Source organism: Metallosphaera cuprina Ar-4 (assembly GCF_000204925.1).
GTDB lineage: Archaea > Thermoproteota > Thermoprotei_A > Sulfolobales > Sulfolobaceae > Metallosphaera > Metallosphaera cuprina.
On sequence record NC_015435.1, the window covers coordinates 787458 to 805152 of the forward strand.

General features: G+C 45.2%; 14 protein-coding genes. 5 read left to right on the plus strand and 9 right to left on the minus strand.

What is annotated here, in order from left to right; genetic code table 11:
- The first annotated feature begins 114 nt into the window (after positions 1-114).
- From MCUP_RS04430 to MCUP_RS04440, 3 genes are all read left to right on the plus strand, one after another.
- Positions 115-522 carry a hypothetical protein gene (locus MCUP_RS04430; RefSeq protein ID WP_013737480.1) on the plus strand — a complete coding sequence of 136 codons (408 nt, stop codon included), beginning with the start codon at positions 115-117 and terminating at the stop codon, positions 520-522.
- Between the two features lie 83 nt (positions 523-605).
- Positions 606-1727 carry an MFS transporter gene (locus MCUP_RS04435; RefSeq protein WP_048057467.1) on the plus strand — a complete coding sequence of 374 codons (1122 nt, stop codon included), beginning with the start codon at positions 606-608 and terminating at the stop codon, positions 1725-1727.
- Between the two features lie 239 nt (positions 1728-1966).
- Positions 1967-3931 (plus strand): DEAD/DEAH box helicase, encoded by a 1965-nt coding sequence (locus tag MCUP_RS04440; RefSeq protein WP_013737482.1) that lies wholly within the window; start codon positions 1967-1969, stop codon positions 3929-3931.
- On the opposite strand, the gene acs is transcribed toward MCUP_RS04440, so the two are convergent.
- From acs to MCUP_RS04470, 6 genes are all read right to left on the minus strand, one after another.
- A complete protein-coding gene (gene acs, locus MCUP_RS04445) occupies positions 3921-5909 on the minus strand; it encodes an acetate--CoA ligase (RefSeq protein ID WP_013737483.1) in 1989 nt (662 codons plus the stop codon). The two genes, MCUP_RS04440 and acs, sit on opposite strands and share 11 nt — an antisense overlap.
- A 178-nt stretch (positions 5910-6087) precedes the next feature.
- Positions 6088-6753, minus strand: a complete 666-nt coding sequence (tenA, locus tag MCUP_RS04450) for a thiaminase II (protein WP_013737484.1) — start codon at positions 6751-6753, stop codon at positions 6088-6090.
- 103 nt (positions 6754-6856) lie between these two features.
- On the minus strand, positions 6857-7492 hold the full coding sequence (locus MCUP_RS04455) for a type 1 glutamine amidotransferase (RefSeq protein WP_048057468.1): 636 nt from the start codon (positions 7490-7492) through the stop codon (positions 6857-6859).
- A 159-nt stretch (positions 7493-7651) separates the two neighbouring features.
- Positions 7652-8209 carry a class I SAM-dependent methyltransferase gene (locus MCUP_RS04460; RefSeq protein ID WP_048057469.1) on the minus strand — a complete coding sequence of 186 codons (558 nt, stop codon included), beginning with the start codon at positions 8207-8209 and terminating at the stop codon, positions 7652-7654.
- A gap of 115 nt (positions 8210-8324) precedes the next feature.
- Positions 8325-8726 carry an acyl-CoA thioesterase gene (locus MCUP_RS04465; protein ID WP_013737487.1) on the minus strand — a complete coding sequence of 134 codons (402 nt, stop codon included), beginning with the start codon at positions 8724-8726 and terminating at the stop codon, positions 8325-8327.
- 118 nt (positions 8727-8844) lie between these two features.
- Positions 8845-9987 (minus strand): NAD(P)/FAD-dependent oxidoreductase, encoded by a 1143-nt coding sequence (locus MCUP_RS04470; RefSeq protein WP_013737488.1) that lies wholly within the window; start codon positions 9985-9987, stop codon positions 8845-8847.
- Between the two features lie 303 nt (positions 9988-10290).
- On the opposite strand from MCUP_RS04470, the gene treH1 reads away from it, so the two are divergent.
- Together treH1 and MCUP_RS04485 are read left to right on the plus strand one after the other, a co-directional pair.
- Positions 10291-11994 carry an alpha,alpha-trehalase TreH1 gene (treH1, locus tag MCUP_RS04480; protein ID WP_013737490.1) on the plus strand — a complete coding sequence of 568 codons (1704 nt, stop codon included), beginning with the start codon at positions 10291-10293 and terminating at the stop codon, positions 11992-11994.
- Positions 11995-12061: 67 nt separating this feature from the next.
- Positions 12062-13585 carry a 4-hydroxyphenylacetate 3-hydroxylase family protein gene (locus MCUP_RS04485; RefSeq protein WP_048057471.1) on the plus strand — a complete coding sequence of 508 codons (1524 nt, stop codon included), beginning with the start codon at positions 12062-12064 and terminating at the stop codon, positions 13583-13585.
- Here MCUP_RS04485 and fdhD read toward each other — a convergent pair.
- Genes fdhD through fdhF form a run of 3 tightly spaced genes read right to left on the minus strand, consistent with a single transcriptional unit; the run spans position 13575 to position 17555 of the window.
- A complete protein-coding gene (gene fdhD, locus MCUP_RS04490; protein WP_013737492.1) occupies positions 13575-14342 on the minus strand; it encodes a formate dehydrogenase accessory sulfurtransferase FdhD in 768 nt (255 codons plus the stop codon). The two genes, MCUP_RS04485 and fdhD, sit on opposite strands and share 11 nt — an antisense overlap.
- Complete coding sequence (locus tag MCUP_RS04495; protein ID WP_013737493.1) at positions 14308-14679, minus strand: DUF1641 domain-containing protein; 372 nt, start codon at positions 14677-14679, stop codon at positions 14308-14310. Before MCUP_RS04495 ends, fdhD begins: the two co-directional genes overlap by 35 nt.
- Positions 14643-17555 (minus strand): formate dehydrogenase subunit alpha, encoded by a 2913-nt coding sequence (gene fdhF, locus MCUP_RS04500; protein ID WP_048057472.1) that lies wholly within the window; start codon positions 17553-17555, stop codon positions 14643-14645. Before fdhF ends, MCUP_RS04495 begins: the two co-directional genes overlap by 37 nt.
- Positions 17556-17695 lie beyond the last annotated feature (140 nt).

Consider the following 17695-nt stretch of genomic DNA (forward strand, 5'->3'; position numbering starts at 1 on the left):
AATAAATTTTCGTGATAGGCTTTGATAAAGGTTCTAAAGCAGTTTAAGTGGTAGAGCTGATAAGACCAAGGTATTTAACATTGTTATAAAAGCTTCCGTTTAGAGATTAATCTTATGCCAACTCTGGAAACGCCATACTCTATATTAAATGAGATTGTGCGGGACGTTTTAGCTAAAAGCGGGAGATCGACTAGCGCAGAGATTCAGCTCATGCCTTTCGATCCTAGAGTATTGGGTTTCGTGAAGGCTGGTCAGAACGTAATTTACGTTAACACGATACCTCTGAAATCTATCGGTTCAGATAAAGTTAAAGAGTACCTTTACGTTGTGATACTTCACGAGTACTTTCATGTGTTAGGTATAGCAGACGAAAGGGAAGTGAGGAGGATGACTGTGGAAATGGTGAGTGAGAAGTTCGGCGAGGACAGTTACGCTCACAGGTTGTCAATGAGCCTAGCCGATCCTAGAGACGTTACGTTGATCAACTCTTGGAAACATGGGAAGCCATTAAGCTACATGTGACATGAATGAGGGCAGCGTTAAGTGTTGAAATTCTTTACAAGTAGAAAAGGAAATTTATACCAAAGAATAGAAAGATCTCTACCTTGAGGCCTTTAAGAACATACATCTTGTTGAGGAACATAGCATACGAGATCTCTCAGCCGTTCATTACTTTCACCGCCGCTTCATCCGGGATAGTAAACGAGTACTTAGGCGTTATAAGTTCGGCCTCTACCGTGCTTACTTCGGTCTCAGAATTCATCGTAGCTCTGTTCAGGGTTAGAGCGTTGACGTTGTTGACGTTGGGAAACCTGATTTCGGGACTATCGTGGATTGTTCTCTCCCTACTACCATTCAACGACTTTTACTTAACCATAAGCTATTGTTCTGCGGAGCTTGGTCTCGGTATGTCTGTGATGGGCTGGAACCTCATCATGGAGAGAGTTAGCTCAACCTCCAGGGGCGAGATTCTTACTCAGTATAACGCCTACGCTAACGTAGGAGGACTGATCGCTACTTTAGGAGCCGGACTGTTTGTGGGATCGTCTTTACAACTTATAAAGGTCCCCTTCATATTGAGTGGGATCATCTTTCTCTTCGCCATTCCGATTATAAGGAAATCGGACGTGGATTATGAGGATCCTAGGAGGAAGTTTCACCTGCCTGAGGGAATGTCGAGTTTCCTCTTGCTCACTACGATATTTACGTTCTTCTGGTCGTTCGCGTGGCCTCTCTTCCCGTTAGCTCAGATTTACATCTTTCACATGGACTACACTAACATTGCTATTATAGCAGTGATCTCAGGTCTCTCCTCACTCGCTTTCAGAAGATTTGTAGCTAGACTTGTAACTAAGAGAAGGACTACAGCCATGTTTTTAGGGAGGGCTCTACTTACAGTCTTTCCTCTCTCTTACGCTCTCGCTCCAAACGTGTACTACATTTACGCAAGTGAAATCGTCGCAGGACTAACTAACATGATAGGAACCTCAGCCTACTTAAGTTACCTCTATGACAACTCCTCCAAGGAGGACATGAAGGTGGCTCTGGGATTTTACGCCCTACTACAGGGTATAGGGGCTTTATCGGGATCCGTGCTTTCTAGTTTCATTCTGAATCAGCTGTCATATTTAGGCCTAATAAGCAGCTTGAAGCTACTCCTTATCACCTCAGCGTTACTGAGGTTCCTAACGTCTTTCTGGTATCTGAAATTGAAAGAAAGGTCATAACGTCTGGCTATTTGTCGCTTAGTCTTCCTTGCCTTCTTGAAATCTTAACATGGAATTTCTAACATTATGTATAAGATAGTTAAACTAAATTACGTTTAAGTGAATTCGGGCTCCATCTGTTTTTAAGCGGATCTTTATGTCTTTTACGTCCTTGAGCATATTTGCCCTTACGATAGAGTTCTCGAGCCCCAGAAGCACCATAGGTAAATAATATTAATAAGCGATTTATCGTTTCTTACGTGAGCTTTTTAGAGACGTTTTCCGAGGAGATAAAGGAGAGACTGGGATTCTCTCCTTATCCGTATCAGAAAACAGTAATAAATGACATACTGAGAGCGTTGGGGCAATCAAAGTTTCTAGTCGTCTCAATGCCCACGGGATCTGGAAAGACTTTGATTGAGTTGTTCGTAGCAAGTCAATTAGCTAGTGAAGGGATGAGGGTACTGGTTCTCGAACCTACTAGGCTTCTTTGTGATCAAATGTACCATAACTTCTGGAGCAAGGTCTTTGACGACGTTGGTGAGGAGTACGAGGGTAACTGCGAAAGTTTCGAGAGGGGAAAACGCGTCATAGTTTCTACGCCAATCACTTCAGCTAAGTGCACCCCCAAGGTAGATGCGGTTATTATAGACGAGGTTCATCACGCTTTCGGAGATCCCAGATACATCTCGGCCATAGTTTCAATGAGCCCTAAGTTAGTGATAGGATTCACAGCTCTCTTGCCGAGCAACAAGAGGTATAGAGTGGATTCGAAACTTATTCAGACCCTTGGTGCTCCCTCGTTTCTAACTTACGATTTCAGAAAGCTTTCAGAAATAGATCCCACCTTCGTTCTTCCAAAGGCGATTGCGGACGTCTTTGACGCTGACATGAACGGCGTGGAAAACGTAGCCTACGAGGCTTTACTTAAGAACAAGGTTAGAGGCGACTATCAGGCATTAGGTTTCCTTAGGTATACGCTCTACAGTAACGGGAAGGAAGCCTTTTGCGAAAGTCTGGAGAACTTAAAGGACAGAGTCTCAGACAACCTTCCCTTCTCAAACCTTTGCAGTTCTACCGACTTAGGACATAAAGCTAGGAGCCTAAAGGACATTTTAAACTCATACGATATAGAGGAGCACAAACCTATCCTAATCTTCACGTCAAGGAGGTCCACTGCTCACGAGTTTGAAATAGTGTTACATAACTTAGGAGTGAAGAGAGTGAAGACCCTAACTGGAGAGCTCAAGAAGGAGGAGAGGTTGAAGATAGTGGATGAGGCGAAGAGGGGTCTAGTGGACGTGATAATTTCTACCCATGTCGGAGAGGAGGGTATTGACATTCCGGAGGCTAAGCTCCTGATTATGACTGACGTCCCGAAGAGTCCCTTGAGGTTCTACCAAAGACTAGGCAGACTGATAAGGAAAACTAACGAGACCGTGAAGTACCTAGTTGTGACGCTCACCCCTAAGACGCCTGAATACGACGATCTCGACGAAGCTCTCTTTTCCTTAAGTAGAGAAGGAGTAGACGTAAGCTACATAATAGAGTCCAAAACCGGTAAGGGAACGACATCGAGGATAGTTGATCAGGTCAAAGATGGCGGAGGTGAGGTCCCTCTAACTAAACTGCTTGAGCTCAATTATGAGCTCAAAGACTACATTCTGCTTAAGGGCTTTAACTTGCTAAATCTCACGTCTCCTGAGGACGGTAGTCCTTATGCGGATTTCATTGATAGGTCCCTTTCAGAAGGCGAACTGTTTTACTATTACCGGCCTGATAGCGCGGGTGAGGTGATAGCTAAGATAATGCTCTCCAAGTACTGCCAACTCTGTTACGGTGACCAGTGTAGGGGACTCTGCAACGAAGAGCTGATAAAGTTGGGAAGGCAGAAACAGTATAAGCTTATGAAGAAGGAGCTCCTCAGGTTCTTTATGGTTCTATTCACAAAAGAAAAAATTACTGAAGTTGAAAATAATTTAGTTTCTAAAAAATATAATAATCCAAATTTCAGGTACATGATACAAACTAACGTTAATGAAAGGAACAAATCAGTTAACTTTAGGGTAGAACTTGACGCATCGATTAACGGTATAACCGTTTATCCTATGGTAAGCATTGCCTTTTATAACGTAGACAAGTCCATGACAGATTTTCTGAAAAACAACGTGAGGGCGATTTGTGAGGAGGCTGGGAAAAAGTTCTTCTCGTATTTCACTTCTTGACCTCCCTCATGAATTCCTTGTACGCGTTCCTTATCTCATCTACTGAGGCCTCGTCCTCAAGCGTTGTAACGTCGCCTATGGGCGAATTGCTAGCTACCGCCCTTATAACTCTCCTCATTATCTTACCGCTCCTGGTTTTAGGTAACTTGGAGACGAAGTGGATGTCCTTGAATACTGCTATGGGACCGAAGTTATCCCTGACAAACCTGTTTATCTCATCCTTCAACCCTTGATTGGGCTCTACTCCCGATCTCAGTATCACGAAGGCCTCGGCCACCTCTCCTCTAACCTGGTCAGGAACACCAACCACAGCGGCCTCCGCTATTGACGGGTGTTGGATCAGGGCTGACTCAAGTTCGTAAGTTCCAATCCTATGGCCAGCTATCTTGAGTACCTCATCCGCCCTCCCTAAGATCCAGAAGTATCCGTCTTGATCCTTTATGGCGTAGTCTCCAGCGTAGAACGCGCCAGGGAACTTCTCCCAGTAAACCTTAACGTATCTGTCAGGGTCTCCGTATATGGTCAGAGGCATTCCGGGCCAAGGTTTGGTCAAAACAAGGTAACCCTTCTCTCCAGACTTCACCTTACCCTCTTCGTTTACAACCTCAGCTCCTATCCCAGGTAAGGGCAGGGCGTTGGTCCCAGGCTTCATCGGGACTAGGTAGCCTCCAGGGGTGTGGGATATCATTATCCCACCGGTCTCGGTCATCCACCAAGTGCTTCCGAAAGGCACCTGCTCCCTTCCGACCAGTTTAAAGAACCACCTCCACGCCTCCGGATTTATTGGTTCCCCAACAGAGTGTATCAACCTTATGCTGCTCACGTCGTGCTTCGTAATCCATCTCTCACCTTGCCTCATGAACGTCCTTATTGCTGTAGGGGAAGTGTAAAGTATCGAAACCTGATGCCTCTCTATTATTGAGACCCATCTGTCCGGCTCTGGATAGTCTAACGCCCCCTCATACATTACCTCAGTTGCCCCCTCAAGTAAAGGTCCGAACACTATGTAGGAATGTCCGGTGACCCAGCCCACATCTGCCGTGCACCAGTAAACGTCCTCATCCCTTAGGTCGAAGACTTGCCTCATTGTGAGGTGAAGTAACGTCATGTAACCTCCAGTGTCGTGTACTATCCCCTTTGGCTTTCCCGTAGTCCCTGAGGTGTAAAGAATGTAGAGCGGGTCCTCGCTTTTAACCCTCTCTGGCTCTACGTAGGCGTTATTTGGAACCTGGGACATAAGATCGTGAAGGAAAGAGTCCCTACCCTTCTCCATCCTCACTTCAGAGCCGGTCCTCCTCACCACTATAACGTCCTTTATGGACTTGTTCATCTCCAGAGCCTTGTCAACTATCTCCTTGAGTTGAACCACCTTACCTCTTCTCCACCCTCCGTCTGCAGTTATCAGAAGCTTAGCTCCAGCATCGTTCATTCTATCCGCGAGAGCCTGAGCGCTGAACCCCGAGAATACAACTGAGAAGATCAGACCTAACCTCGCAGCCGCTAGCATAAAGATAGGTAACTCTGGTATCATAGGAAGGTATATCCCTATCTTATCTCCCCTCTTTAGTCCGTAGCTCTTGAGCAGGTACGCAGTCTTGTTCACTTCCCTAAATAGATCCAAGTAAGTCAGCTTCCTAACTTCCCTAGGGCTAGAATCCCATGGCTCTCCTTCCCATATTAGGGCTACTTTGTTCCTCCTCCAGGATCTAAAGTGTCTGTCTACCGCAAGGTAGGACGCGTTGAGCTCACCACCAACGAACCATTTGTAGAAAGGAGGGTTCGAACTGTCCAACGTCCTTTCCCAGGGCTTGAACCATTCCAATTCCTTAGCTATCGACTCCCAGAACTCAAGGTTGTTGTCTAACGTTAACTTGTGAAAAGTCAAGTAATCCTTAGGATCTATAGTTTTCGTCTTTAGGGATTCAGGAACTATTTTCTCTTTAACCGGAAGGTTAAGTTCACTTTCCTGATTTGACATAAGAGAAATCGCGAAAAGTTACATTATAAACTTGACGTTGTTATTGAAACTTAAAGGGATTCAAACGATTTATATCAATAAATATCATCTAATAATCATAAAAAAATATATATATTAAACTCAATATGTTAAATGACGCGCCTCTGCGAACACGTAGGGGTTCTTCTCGATCAAGACGCTAGAGGTTCACGTTGATGGGGAAGGGAAAGCGTTCAGCCTTGTATGCTGAATCCCAGAACATGTATTCGTAAATGGAGGCTAACCTAAAGTTCTTTAACATCCTGACCTCTTCCGTCCTTGAGACGTCTACCTTATCAAGTTGATCTATAGCCCATCTAACCCCCTTTTCGTACTCCTCACCTCCATATGTATTTATCCAAGTCGAGTACTCCTCAACGGGAGATCCCTTCTCCTTAAGGGATTTTCCAACGTGCATGTAGATCCAGTAGCACGGGAGAACAGCTGCTAGGATCTCAGGGAAGCTAGAACTGTATCCCACGCTTAACAGAAACGAAGTGTAAGCTCTGTTAGCTGGTGACATCTCCTGTGAGCTCAAATCTATTTTCCAATTCCTTAGAAAGGTGTAGTGAAGTCCCTCTTCCACCCTAGATGCGTCCATTACGTGTGTCAAGAAGTTTATCTTCTGCTCCTCGCTCTCCGCCTTAGTCGATGCCATAAGTAAAACTTTCGAAAACTCTCTAAGGTAAAGCGCGTCCTGAACAATGTAGAACTGGAAGTTTCGCATGGGTAGAGAGCCGTCTATCAATCCAGTTATGAAAGGATGTTTTTCAATGCCTTTGATCACGTCTTGAACATTGGACCAAAAGATCTCCTTTCTGGTCATGTGATAAAGTTAAAATTAGGCAATAATAAGCCGTTCCTCAGTTATAGCTCACCGTTTTTAAGTGCGGTCCTTAATTAATGGGTCAACGCTAATCGAGACCGTTTCAGCTTACGGACGATAGCCAGTAGCTTATGACTTTCTCAGACGATCTCCTTAACCTCTCGTCGTCTACCTCTCTGTCAAATTGTCGATTAATTTTATAATATTCTATCCATTGTGAAACAATCTTTCTATTAACCTCCAGATGAAATTGTAAACCTAGTGCGGTTCCCACACGGAACGCTTGAAAGTATTTCTCACTGTAAGCTAGAAGTTTACCTCCCTTCGGAAGGGTAAACGTATCACCGTGCATTTGAAAAACCTCTATTGAAGGTCCTAAGACCTCCCTAAGATCTTCGAGTAAATAGACCTTGTAAACTCCCAGTTCCTCTCCGAACTCTCCCCTACTTACAGATCCTCCTAAGGCTGCGGAAATGAGCTGAGATCCTAGGCAGACCCCTAATACAGGTTTACCCGAGGTGATGGCTCTCCTAATGAGAGTCATTTCGACGTTAAGGTAAGGATATCTATCGCTCTCATATACGCCCATCGGACCTCCCATAACTATCAGGCCATCAAAAGTCTCATTTCCCTTGATTTCGGTCGCTAACCTCTCTAGGACTTTGAACCCTCTCTCCTCAAGCACCTCTTTAATAGAGCCTGGTCCCTCCACGGGATGGTTTAATATGGTTAGAAACACGTGCCTTTAATTTCTATAAGAAATTTGAACTTTTCTATTAGAAGATTTAAAACTAGCACAATAAAAAGAGGAAGGGTTTAGACTAGAACTGATCAATTTTAACTGTCTCTTTTCCTAGTTCACAAAGTTAACCAAAGTCCGCTAGGGAAGAGGAGTTGTTCACTGTTTTATACCTGGTTTCTCAGCTAACATCCACAACTCCATAATGGAGGAGCCCCTCCTGATTATCTTTAACTTAGACTCTAAATCTCTCCACTCCTCCGTTCTGAAGTTCCTAGGGTCCTTTCCTCTACTTCTCGTCACGCTAATGTAAGCCTTGCTACCGTCCTTCATTACTCTCAACATCTCCTTTACGGCGCCTTCATGATCCAGTAAACAGCATAAGACTAGGTTAGAGAAAACGAAGTCGACGGACTTATCAGGTAAGAAGTCCAGTGAACTTGCGGTCCCGATCCTCGGCTCCACGTTACTAAGACCTCTCTTCCTTATCCTTTCGATAGCCCTAGGATCAGGATCCACGGCCCACACCTTCCCTTCCTCACCTACAAGTTTCGAAAGGATGGGTAGGAAGAATCCAGGGCCTGATCCTACATCAAGTAAGGTCATCCCTGGCCTCAAGTAGTCTCTGAACCTATCCACGACCTTAGTAGGAGGCATGAAGACCCTTCTTATCGGGTTGTCAAGAATAAACGGTGAAATCAATCTATCCTTTGTCATCACTAAGTGTTAGTACTTCAATCGTAAATATCTTTATTTTAATATATTAAACATCCAAGAAAATGGTTAACGATTCATCTCTCCGCTCGATTTCATAAGGCACCTATTAACTTCATCAAGCTTCTACTATGCTCTTCAGTATGTTGTCAGGGATCTCCGTGGCCTTCCAGATCTTAGGATTTATCGCCACCTGTATAACGTATCCTTGAGTTGTTAATCTTCCTTTAGAAATTATTTTCATATCAAACTTAATTGTTTTCTTAGAGAGTGAAGACGGAGATATTGTTATCGTTAGGTTATCTCCTAACCTAACAGGCTCCTTGTACGTTGCGTGAGTCTCAACCATAACGAACCACAGATCATCACTAACGTTGGGATAGGGTATACCTACTTTATCCCTCATAAACTTCTCGATAGTGTTAGTGAAGAACCTATAGTACGAGGCGTAGTGAGCTATTCCTTGCGCGTCCGTGTCATATATTCTCACAACGTCCTCAAAAACAAACTCAATTGTCATAACGTATCTTACAACTAGTTAGGTTTTTATCTCTAGCTCCCCTTACTACCTCATGCGTCTCAACGTCAAGGAGTTAGCTACGATTCAATCGGGTTCTTTTATGAATATCAACAGGTCTCTAAACTTGGGGCCTTACAGCTAAGGCTCCATGATAGGGTACGTCGAAGGCCCTCTTCACCAGTAGTCTACTGTACATCTTTTTTATTAGTACATAATTCTTGTTAAAATTTAAGGTTGAGAACGTGTTTTTCCCGTCAGTATCAAACCTCAATATGCCGGCATCGTCTCCACCTTCCATAATACAAAGCACGCCTAACGAGTACATGGGTAGCTCAATTCCTTTCAATTCCTTAATTAAAGTACTAACCGCGTTCTCAGCGGAGATCATCGCTGCTCTAGCTGTCCTTGGAAAGGGAGTGAAGGCCAAGTCGCCCAAGCCGAAAATCCTCTCCTGTGCTCTGAAGCTTGGGAGCTTAACGTCTACGAAGTCCGAGTTTAAAGTTATTCCAGATCTCTTGACCACCTCAGGGGCGGACAGCTTAGGAAGTATCGAGATGACCTCAGCTTCCACTTCCCTATCGTCGTCTAGTACTACCTTACCTCTCTTAACCTCTTTGACCGTCCTCCCTTTTAATATCGTTATACCTCTCCTCTCAAAATATGAGTTTGCCTTCTCGTGAACCCAATCGATCGGTATGGGTCCGAAGACCCCTTTTGGGCTCTGGGTCGCTAGGTAGACTTTAGCTTTAACTCCTCTCCTCCTCATGATGTATTCAGCAATCAGGGCGATCTGATAGGACGGTCCTTCAATGGGACTACCTTTAACGTTACCCACAAACACATCTCCATCGGTCTTCCAGAGCTGCTCCTTCAACTTAAGGAAGCCTTCTAACGTGTGATGCATGACAGCGTTCTCGTAACCCTTTATCTTCCTGAAGTTCTCATCGTATCCACCTCCCATGGCCAGGAAAAGATAATCGTAATCGAACTTACCTTTACTAGTCTCAACTTCTCTGCTCTCAGGTAGTATCTCTTTAACTTCGGCCTCCTCAAACGAAACGTTTTTCATGTTCATGGCTTCCTTTGCGTCGAATTCCGTCTCCTCAACCTTAATCTCGTCGGTCAGAAGGAGAGGGAAGATGGTGTTCTCCCTGATCAACCTCGATTGAGAAATAACCGTTATGTCGTCCCTCACGAACCTCCTGAGCTTGTGAGCTACCGTTAACCCTGCGTAACCTGCCCCCAGTATAAGAAATTTCATTAGTTGTGATTAAGCAAACTAAAATTAATCTTTAACTGGATTAATCAACTTTGAGAACTCAAGATGAGGAAAACGCTCTATTGAAATCGGATAACTTTTGTGTCGAAGGCCTAAGGTCAAGAAGATCGTCTTTTGGTCATGGATCCTCCTCTCTGGACCAGGAAGCTGAACTATCAATTGAAGGTCTGATTCCCCATCGACTTTCGGAGAGATTGGAATCGTTAAAACGCCCAAAGATAATTGAGGGCGTTGGTTGAGGGGCTGAGCCAAATCGACTTATATCCATAGCTACAATATACTCCCATGTTAGGCTTCATTTCAAATCAGATGACCTCAGCCCTGATCCAAGGTTCCTCAGTGGTGTGGTTCCCAGCACCTAAGTTCGACTCACCGTCAATGTTTTCCAAGCTTTTGGACCAGGACGGAGGGGAGTTCTCCATATCGGCAGAAGGTGTTCAATCGATATCTCAAAGTTACGACGTCCCTATGGTCCTCAACACACAACTTGTAACCAAAAACGGAACGATCGTAATAACAGACTTATTATCAATTGGGGAGCCTACCCTAATTAGAAAGATCGTATCAGACGTTCCCTTTGAAGTAAACTTCAGCCCTGTTTTTTATTACGGATTGTACAAACCGATAATTGACGATAAGAGGAGGATCAATCCGAAAGGGAGAGATTGTGTAGGTTTACTTTATAGCTATGAAGGAGAGGTCAAGAAGGTAAGCGATAACGTCTGGTCCTTCTCTTCCGGTCAAGGATACTTAGCTGCGGTCTACTCTTCGAACTACAAACACGGCCCTCTAAGTTATAGAGCCTCTAAGTTGTCTCTCGATCTGTCCAGGTCTTTTAATAAGACATATGATTATTGGAAGAGTTCCACGGAGAGGGGCCAAGGTGTACCTTTCCCTAAGCTCTATGAAACGTCCATGTCAGTCATCCTAGGGTCTATCTACTATCCGTCCGGTGCGGTCGTAGCTGCGCCTACAACGTCCCTTCCAGAAGTCGTAGGTGGGTCGAGGAATTGGGACTACAGGTTCGCCTGGGTCAGAGACTCTTCAATAACTGCTGAGGCGCTTCTCAGTGCAGGGCAAGTCGTTAAGGCTAGGTCAATCATAAGGTTTCTCCTCTCCCTAGTTAACTTCTCCTCTAAACCTTTCTTGTTTCCTCTCTATACCGTAGAGGGTACCAGCCCTCCCCCTGAAGTGAATTTGAGGTGGCTGAGAGGATACAAGAGTTCAAGACCCGTAAGGATAGGTAACGCCGCTTCCACCCAAGTTCAGCTTGACGTTGAAGGGTTCTTTTTAAACGCCCTCTATAAATATTTTGAAATTACAAAAGATAAAATATTTATTAGTGATATATACGATAGAATAAAATACATTGCTGACTGGGAGGCCGAGAATTGGAAGCTCAAGGATTCAGGAATATGGGAGGATAGAGGAGAGCCAAGACACTACGTTCACTCCAAGATAATGATGTGGGTAGCCCTAGATAGGGCAGAGAAGCTTTCAGAGGCTCTAGGTTTGAACGGGAATTGGACATCAGTCAAGAACGAACTTAGATCTTGGATCTTAGAGAGGGCTAAAGGATACTTTCCGAGATGTGTGGGCAGCGATGAAGTCGACGCATCGATTTTGTCGGCACCCCTTTACGGTTTCGTAAACGTTGATGATCCGCTCTTCATGAGAACCTTAGAGAGGATAGAGCGGGAGCTAGTCACTGACGGTTTCGTTAAAAGGTACGCTTCTGATTCGATGGGGGAAGCTAAACATCCCTTCCTTCTCACAACCTTATGGTTGGCTAGAGTTTACATTAGATTAGGAGAGACAGATAAAGCTGAAGAGATACTGAGGAAGTTGGAGGAGATATCAAAGCCCCTTTACCTCTTAGGTGAGCACTACGATTTGCTCAACTCAACTTTCACTGGTAACTTCCCTCAGGTTTTCGTTCACGCTCAAGTAATTCAAGCCTTGAACGAGCTTAGACAGGCCAAGAGTTAACTATATTGTATTTCACGATAAAGAATATTATACTAAACTTTAAAAACTTTAAACCCAATAGGAAACCATGGTTGTTAGGACAGGTGAACAGTACCTTCAATCTATAAGTCAGCGTTCCAAGGTAGAGATATACGTAATGGGGAGGGAAGTAAAGGACGTAACTAAGCATCCTTTCCTCAAGCCCTCAGTTATGTCGTTTAAGGCTACCTTTGACGCTGCCTGGCAGGAGGACACAAAGGAGCTAGGTAGGGCGTGGAGCCCCTATCTAGAGGACGAGATAAACAGGTTCAACCACATCCACAGGTCTCCAGAGGATCTAGCTGCCAAGGTGAAGCTTCTCAGGAAACTAAGTCACAAGACAGGTGCCTGTTTTCAAAGATGTGTAGGTTGGGACTCCCTGAACACTCTCCATATTGTAACGACTTTAATGGCGAAAAAGGGCAAGACGGAACCAAGGGAAAGATTTGTGGAATATCTAAAATACGTTCAGAAGAACGACCTAGCCTTAGCCGGCGCTATGACTGATGCCAAGGGCGTTAGGAACCTAAAACCCAGCCAACAACCTAACAAGAACGCTTACCTAAGGATAACCGAAGTGACTAAGGACGGGATATACGTCTCAGGGGCTAAAGCCAACATAACTGGAGTTGCGGCAACGGAGGAGATGGTAGTTTTACCTACCAGGGCGATGGGACCTGAAGATAAGGACTATGCCGTAGCGTTCGCAATTCCCACTGACACTGAGGGGGTTAAGATAGTTGTAGGAAGACAGTTGAACGACGCAAGGAGGATGGAGGAGGGAGAAATAGATGGTCTTCCTTACTTTTATAACCACGAGGGATTGGTTATATTCGACAACGTGTTCGTCCCAATGAATAGGGTTTTCCTCGCGGGTGAATGGGAGTACACTGGAACTTTGGTTGAGATATTTTCTGCCTATCATAGACAAGGTTATGGAGGATGTAAGGCGGGGTTAGGAGACGTGATAATTGGAGCTAGTGCGGATCTAGCTAAACAAATAGGTGTGGAGAAAGCTTCTCACGTGCAGGACAAGTTAACGGAGATGATTTTCCTAACTGAGACCATGTACTCCGCTGGGATTGCTGCTAGTTTGAACGCGGTGAAGATGTGCGATAATTGTTGGTGGGTTAACCCAATGCACGCCAACGTTACAAAACATTTGGTAGCCAGGTTCCCGTCTCAGATAGCTCAGCTCTCAATAGACTTAGCTGGAGGCATTGTGGGTACGGCGCCTAGCGAATGGGACTTAAAGAATCCAAAATTAAAGGAGTACATTTCGAGATACTTACAGGGAGCTGAGGACTTCACTGCAGAGGATAGGCTGAGGATGGTCAGACTAGTTGAGAACGTTAGTATGGGAGTAGCTTTCCAAATCGAGTCGGTGCACGGCGCCGGAAGTCCAGCAGCTCAGAGGATAATGTTCTCGAGGCTTTACGATCTGAACTTCGCACAGGAGGTGGCTAAGAGCCTGGCAGGAAGGAAGAGCAGCGTTAAGTTCACTCCTAAGGCGGAACCCTGGAGGGAAAGCCAGTCCGAGACCGAGGCTAAGGAGGCCGGACTTAAGCCTTAATTCTCTCAGGGTGGGCGTAAACGTTAAAGCTCTCTCCTCTGGAGAACCCGATTAAGGTTATTCCCGAATCTTCAGCTATTTTAATGGCGTAGCTGGTCGGAGCGGAGATTCCGCTCACCACAGGTATTCCAGCCATGATAGCCTTACTTACTATCTCATAACCTATTCTTCCGCTCACCTGTAAAATCGTGGAGCTAGCTGGCAGTTCGTTCCTCATCAACAACCTTCCTACTATCTTATCTACAGCGTTGTGTCTTCCGACGTCCTCGTAAAGGTAAAGCATCTCTCCTTCAGTTGAAAACAGGCCAGCAGCGTGGAGACCTCCAGTGACGTTGAATGCGCTCTGTCCATCCCTCAACTTCTTAGGCAGTGAGAAGATTACGTCGCTTTTGATCCTAACGTCTGATCTCAACACCTCGAGAGCGTAAAGGAGGGCTCTTCCGCAAACTCCGCAGCTCGAGTTAACGACTATCTCTCTAGATTTCACTTTATTTTCATTTTTTAAGAAAATTTGAGAAGTACCTGATCTCACCTCAACGGAGACGACGTCATCGTATCTGTCTATTATCCCTTCAGAGTAGAGGAACCCCAGAGAGAGCTCCAGGTCGTCACCTGGAGTTCTCATCACTATGGCAAAGGTTTTACACTCTCGGAAGCACGTGGAGATCTCCAAAGGCTCTTCTATGGCAACGAAGTCCTCGTTCCTCGTCCACTCCCCTTCTCTAATCTTGACCAGGTTTACCTTCTCTACTTGCACTTCCTATCACTTTTAACACTTTTATGATCGCCATTAACCCTCTCTTCACGTCTGGATCGTTCAATTCTCTAAGGATGTCGCTAAGCGTTACGTCCTTTATCTCCTCATCTCCGTTGAGCGTTGCGTAAATCTGACCCAAGCTCCTCAACGCGTTAGCGTTCCTGTCAACTGTGCTCTCTAAAGTTGAGTCTAGGTTCTCAAGAAGTCCAATGAGGAAATCGAGGACACCACTCTTACGTAGAGCCTTCAAAAGCCTGAGAAGGTCCTCTATGACCTCCGCTGCCTCAGGGAGTTGAGAGATCAATCTATCAAAGGTTTGAACTCCTCTCTCTTCCATTTCTTTGTCACCTCTATTCCAAGTTGCCTTCTCCTATCCTGTACGTGAAACCTCCAATTGTCTTTAGGTAAGGGAGGACTAGCCTCAGCGGAGAGCTTCTCTATTGAAGCTAGCGTATCCTTGTACCCCGGTGTTCCTGAGTCACGATCTATCTCCCTTCCCGTTAAGTTGTTTACGGCCTTAGAGGGATTAGAAGCGAAAAGCGGAACGAATATCTCCTCCCCAAAAACCCTGTCAGAGACTAAAGCCTTAGCTCTAATCTCACCTCCGAACTTAGATCGAACTAAAACCATATCGCCAGTCTTAATTGAGTGCTTTTTGGCAAGCTCGCTTGAAATCTCTACGTACGTTTCAGGGAACTTCCTAGCTAAACCCTCCACCCTTCCAGTCATTGTACCTTCGTGAAAGTGCTCTAAAACCCTGCCTGAGTTGACGGTTATCGAGTAAACTTTTTCCTCAACCGACTTGCGCTTCCATACTATTGGGTATAGCTTTGCCTTACCTCCTTCCAGAGCGAAGGAGTTAACGTATAGGATTGGAGTGTCCCTTCCGTCCTCCTCAACTGGCCAGACGAGACTGTTGAAACCCTCTAACCTATCATATCTAACTCCTGAGAAGATCGGGACGAGTTTAGCTATCTCATCCATTATCTCGGAGGGATGAAGGTAGTTCCAGCTCTCCCCTAGCTCCCTAGCCAACAGCTGAATTATCTCCCAATCAGGTTTAGACTCGCCTAAGGGATCCATAGCCTTATAGAATCTCTGTATTCTCCTTTCAGTGTTCACGAAAGTACCATCCTTCTCTAAGTTTGAACAGGCAGGTAGCACTACGTCAGCTAGCTTAGCGGTCTCAGTAAGGAACATATCCTGCACAACTAAGAATTCCAAGCCCTCGAGCGCCTTTCTGGTCAGAGGAGTTCCACAGTCCACCATCACTGTGTCCTCCCCAACTATGTAAAGTCCATGAACTTTCCCCTCTAGGATACCCTCTATCATTTGAGGAATCTGAAGTCCAGGCCTCCTGTTTAGTTTGGTTCTCCATGCGTCCTCAAACTTTGAAAACACGTTTTCTTCCATGGGCTGATAACCGGGTAAATAGTTAGGTAAACACCCGAAGTCGCTCACTCCTTGGACGTTGTTGTGTCCTCTCATTGGGAAAGCCCCAGCTCCGGGTCTACCGTAATTTCCAGTGAGAAGAAGCAAGTTTGATATCATCGTTGAGGTATCTGCTCCCCCCAGGTGTTGAGTCACTCCCATTCCCCATAAAACTACGACCCCCTTCGCTTCATGGATCATTTTGGCTAGTTTGATTATGTCCTCCTTGGGAACTCCAGACGTTGACTCTACGTACTCCAGAGTTAAGTCCTTCAGAGACCGCTTAAGGTTTTCAAGCCCTTCTACTCTTTTCAAGAACTCGTGATTAACCCAGTCGTTATCTAAGATGTACTTCACGACGCCGGCCAAGATTAAAGCGTCGTTCCCCGGCTTAGGTCTAATGAACAGATCGGCCCTCTCCGCAATCTCGTGTTTCCTAACGTCTATGACCACGATCTTAGCTCCATTAACCTTTTGGGCCCTCTTCACCTTGCTTCCAATCACAGGATGGCTCTCCGTCGTGTTGTGACCCACTATCAAGATCAAGTCGGCCATCTCTATATCCTTTATAGTTCCTGAGTCGGCACCTATTCCGACCGTCCTCCAAAGTCCAATTGTGGCAGGGGATTGGCAGTACCTGGAAGAGTTATCTACGTTATTGGTCCCTATGACGCCTCTCGCTAACTTCTGAAGAAGATATGCCTCCTCATTACTCATCTTGTCTGACGCTATGAAACCTAATGCGTCGGGTCCGTATCTCTCTTTTATCTGCTTGAACTTCGAAGCGATAAGTCTTATCGCCTCCTCCCAGCTAGCTTCCCTGAAGTGATCTCCTTCCCTTATCAAGGGCTTAGTTAACCTATCCTTGCTATTAACGAAATCCCATCCGAACTTACCTTTAACACACGTTAATATCCCGTTCGCAGGGGACTCAGGTTTCGGTTCCACCTTTAATATTTTCCTATTTTTAGTCCATATCTCAAATGAGCATCCCACTCCACAGTAGGTGCACACGGTCTTAGTCCTCCTTATTTGGGACCTCCTAGCTTTAGACTCAATCTCGCTCATCGTCATGAGTAGGCTGAAGTTATCTTCTCTATCACCTATCGTCTTTATCATCTTCTCCTTAACCTTCGGGTTGATCCATGTGAAGAGACCGGCCTCTCCCAGCATTGACTTTTCCATCAAGGCGTTAACTGGGCAAACCGTTACGCACGTTCCACAGTTAACACACGATGAGTCACCTATGTTAGATCCTTTGTCCCATACGACTCTAGGAGGATCCAGGTCCCAGTTGATCCATATAACCTCGTTCACTGCGAAGTCTTGACAAGCTTCTACGCATCTACCGCAAAGTATACACTGGTTCGGATCATAAACGTAGAAGGGGCCAGAGCTGTCCTGAGAATAAGGCTTGTTCAAGTAATCTTGACGGAACGTTCTCTCCTTAACTACGGCGTTGTGCAAATCGCAATCTCCGTTGTTGTTTTCACAGACGGTGCAGTACAGCTTGTGGTATCTCAATATCCTAGACAAAGCTTCTCTCCTCTTTTCAACCGCTCTCTGGTCGTCCGTTGTTATTATCATCCCTTCCTCCACTTTCGTGCTGCATGCTCTAACGAGCCTTCCGTTAGCTGAGACAACGCACGTATCGCAACTGTTGAGCGGAACTAGTCCCTCATTGAAGCATACGTGAGGTACGTAGAGCCCATTCCTCATCAATAGCGATAGTATTGTCTCCCCTTCTCTGCTCTCATATTCCATGCCGTTTACGCGGGGCATTTCCCCATAATCTATAATATTTGGCTTATAAAGATCCTTTTTTATGCATTTAAAATCACTTAAATTTTTGTTATTTATGATGATTAAAACCTAAAAATTCGAAGTGAAAGCGACGTAGAGAGGCTCATAACGTCAATAAA

Excerpts from the sequence above, each read along its gene's own strand:
- MCUP_RS04430 (WP_013737480.1), top strand. The coding sequence starts at position 115 with ATGCCAACTCTGGAAACGCCATACTCTATATTAAATGAGATTGTGCGG.
- acs (WP_013737483.1), bottom strand. The coding sequence starts at position 5,909 with ATGTCAAATCAGGAAAGTGAACTTAACCTTCCGGTTAAAGAGAAAATA.
- tenA (WP_013737484.1), bottom strand. The coding sequence starts at position 6,753 with ATGACCAGAAAGGAGATCTTTTGGTCCAATGTTCAAGACGTGATCAAA.
- MCUP_RS04460 (WP_048057469.1), bottom strand. The coding sequence starts at position 8,209 with ATGACAAAGGATAGATTGATTTCACCGTTTATTCTTGACAACCCGATA.
- MCUP_RS04465 (WP_013737487.1), bottom strand. The coding sequence starts at position 8,726 with ATGACAATTGAGTTTGTTTTTGAGGACGTTGTGAGAATATATGACACG.
- MCUP_RS04470 (WP_013737488.1), bottom strand. The coding sequence starts at position 9,987 with ATGAAATTTCTTATACTGGGGGCAGGTTACGCAGGGTTAACGGTAGCT.
- treH1 (WP_013737490.1), top strand. The coding sequence starts at position 10,291 with ATGTTAGGCTTCATTTCAAATCAGATGACCTCAGCCCTGATCCAAGGT.
- MCUP_RS04485 (WP_048057471.1), top strand. The coding sequence starts at position 12,062 with ATGGTTGTTAGGACAGGTGAACAGTACCTTCAATCTATAAGTCAGCGT.
- MCUP_RS04495 (WP_013737493.1), bottom strand. The coding sequence starts at position 14,679 with ATGGAAGAGAGAGGAGTTCAAACCTTTGATAGATTGATCTCTCAACTC.
- fdhF (WP_048057472.1), bottom strand. The coding sequence starts at position 17,555 with ATGCCCCGCGTAAACGGCATGGAATATGAGAGCAGAGAAGGGGAGACA.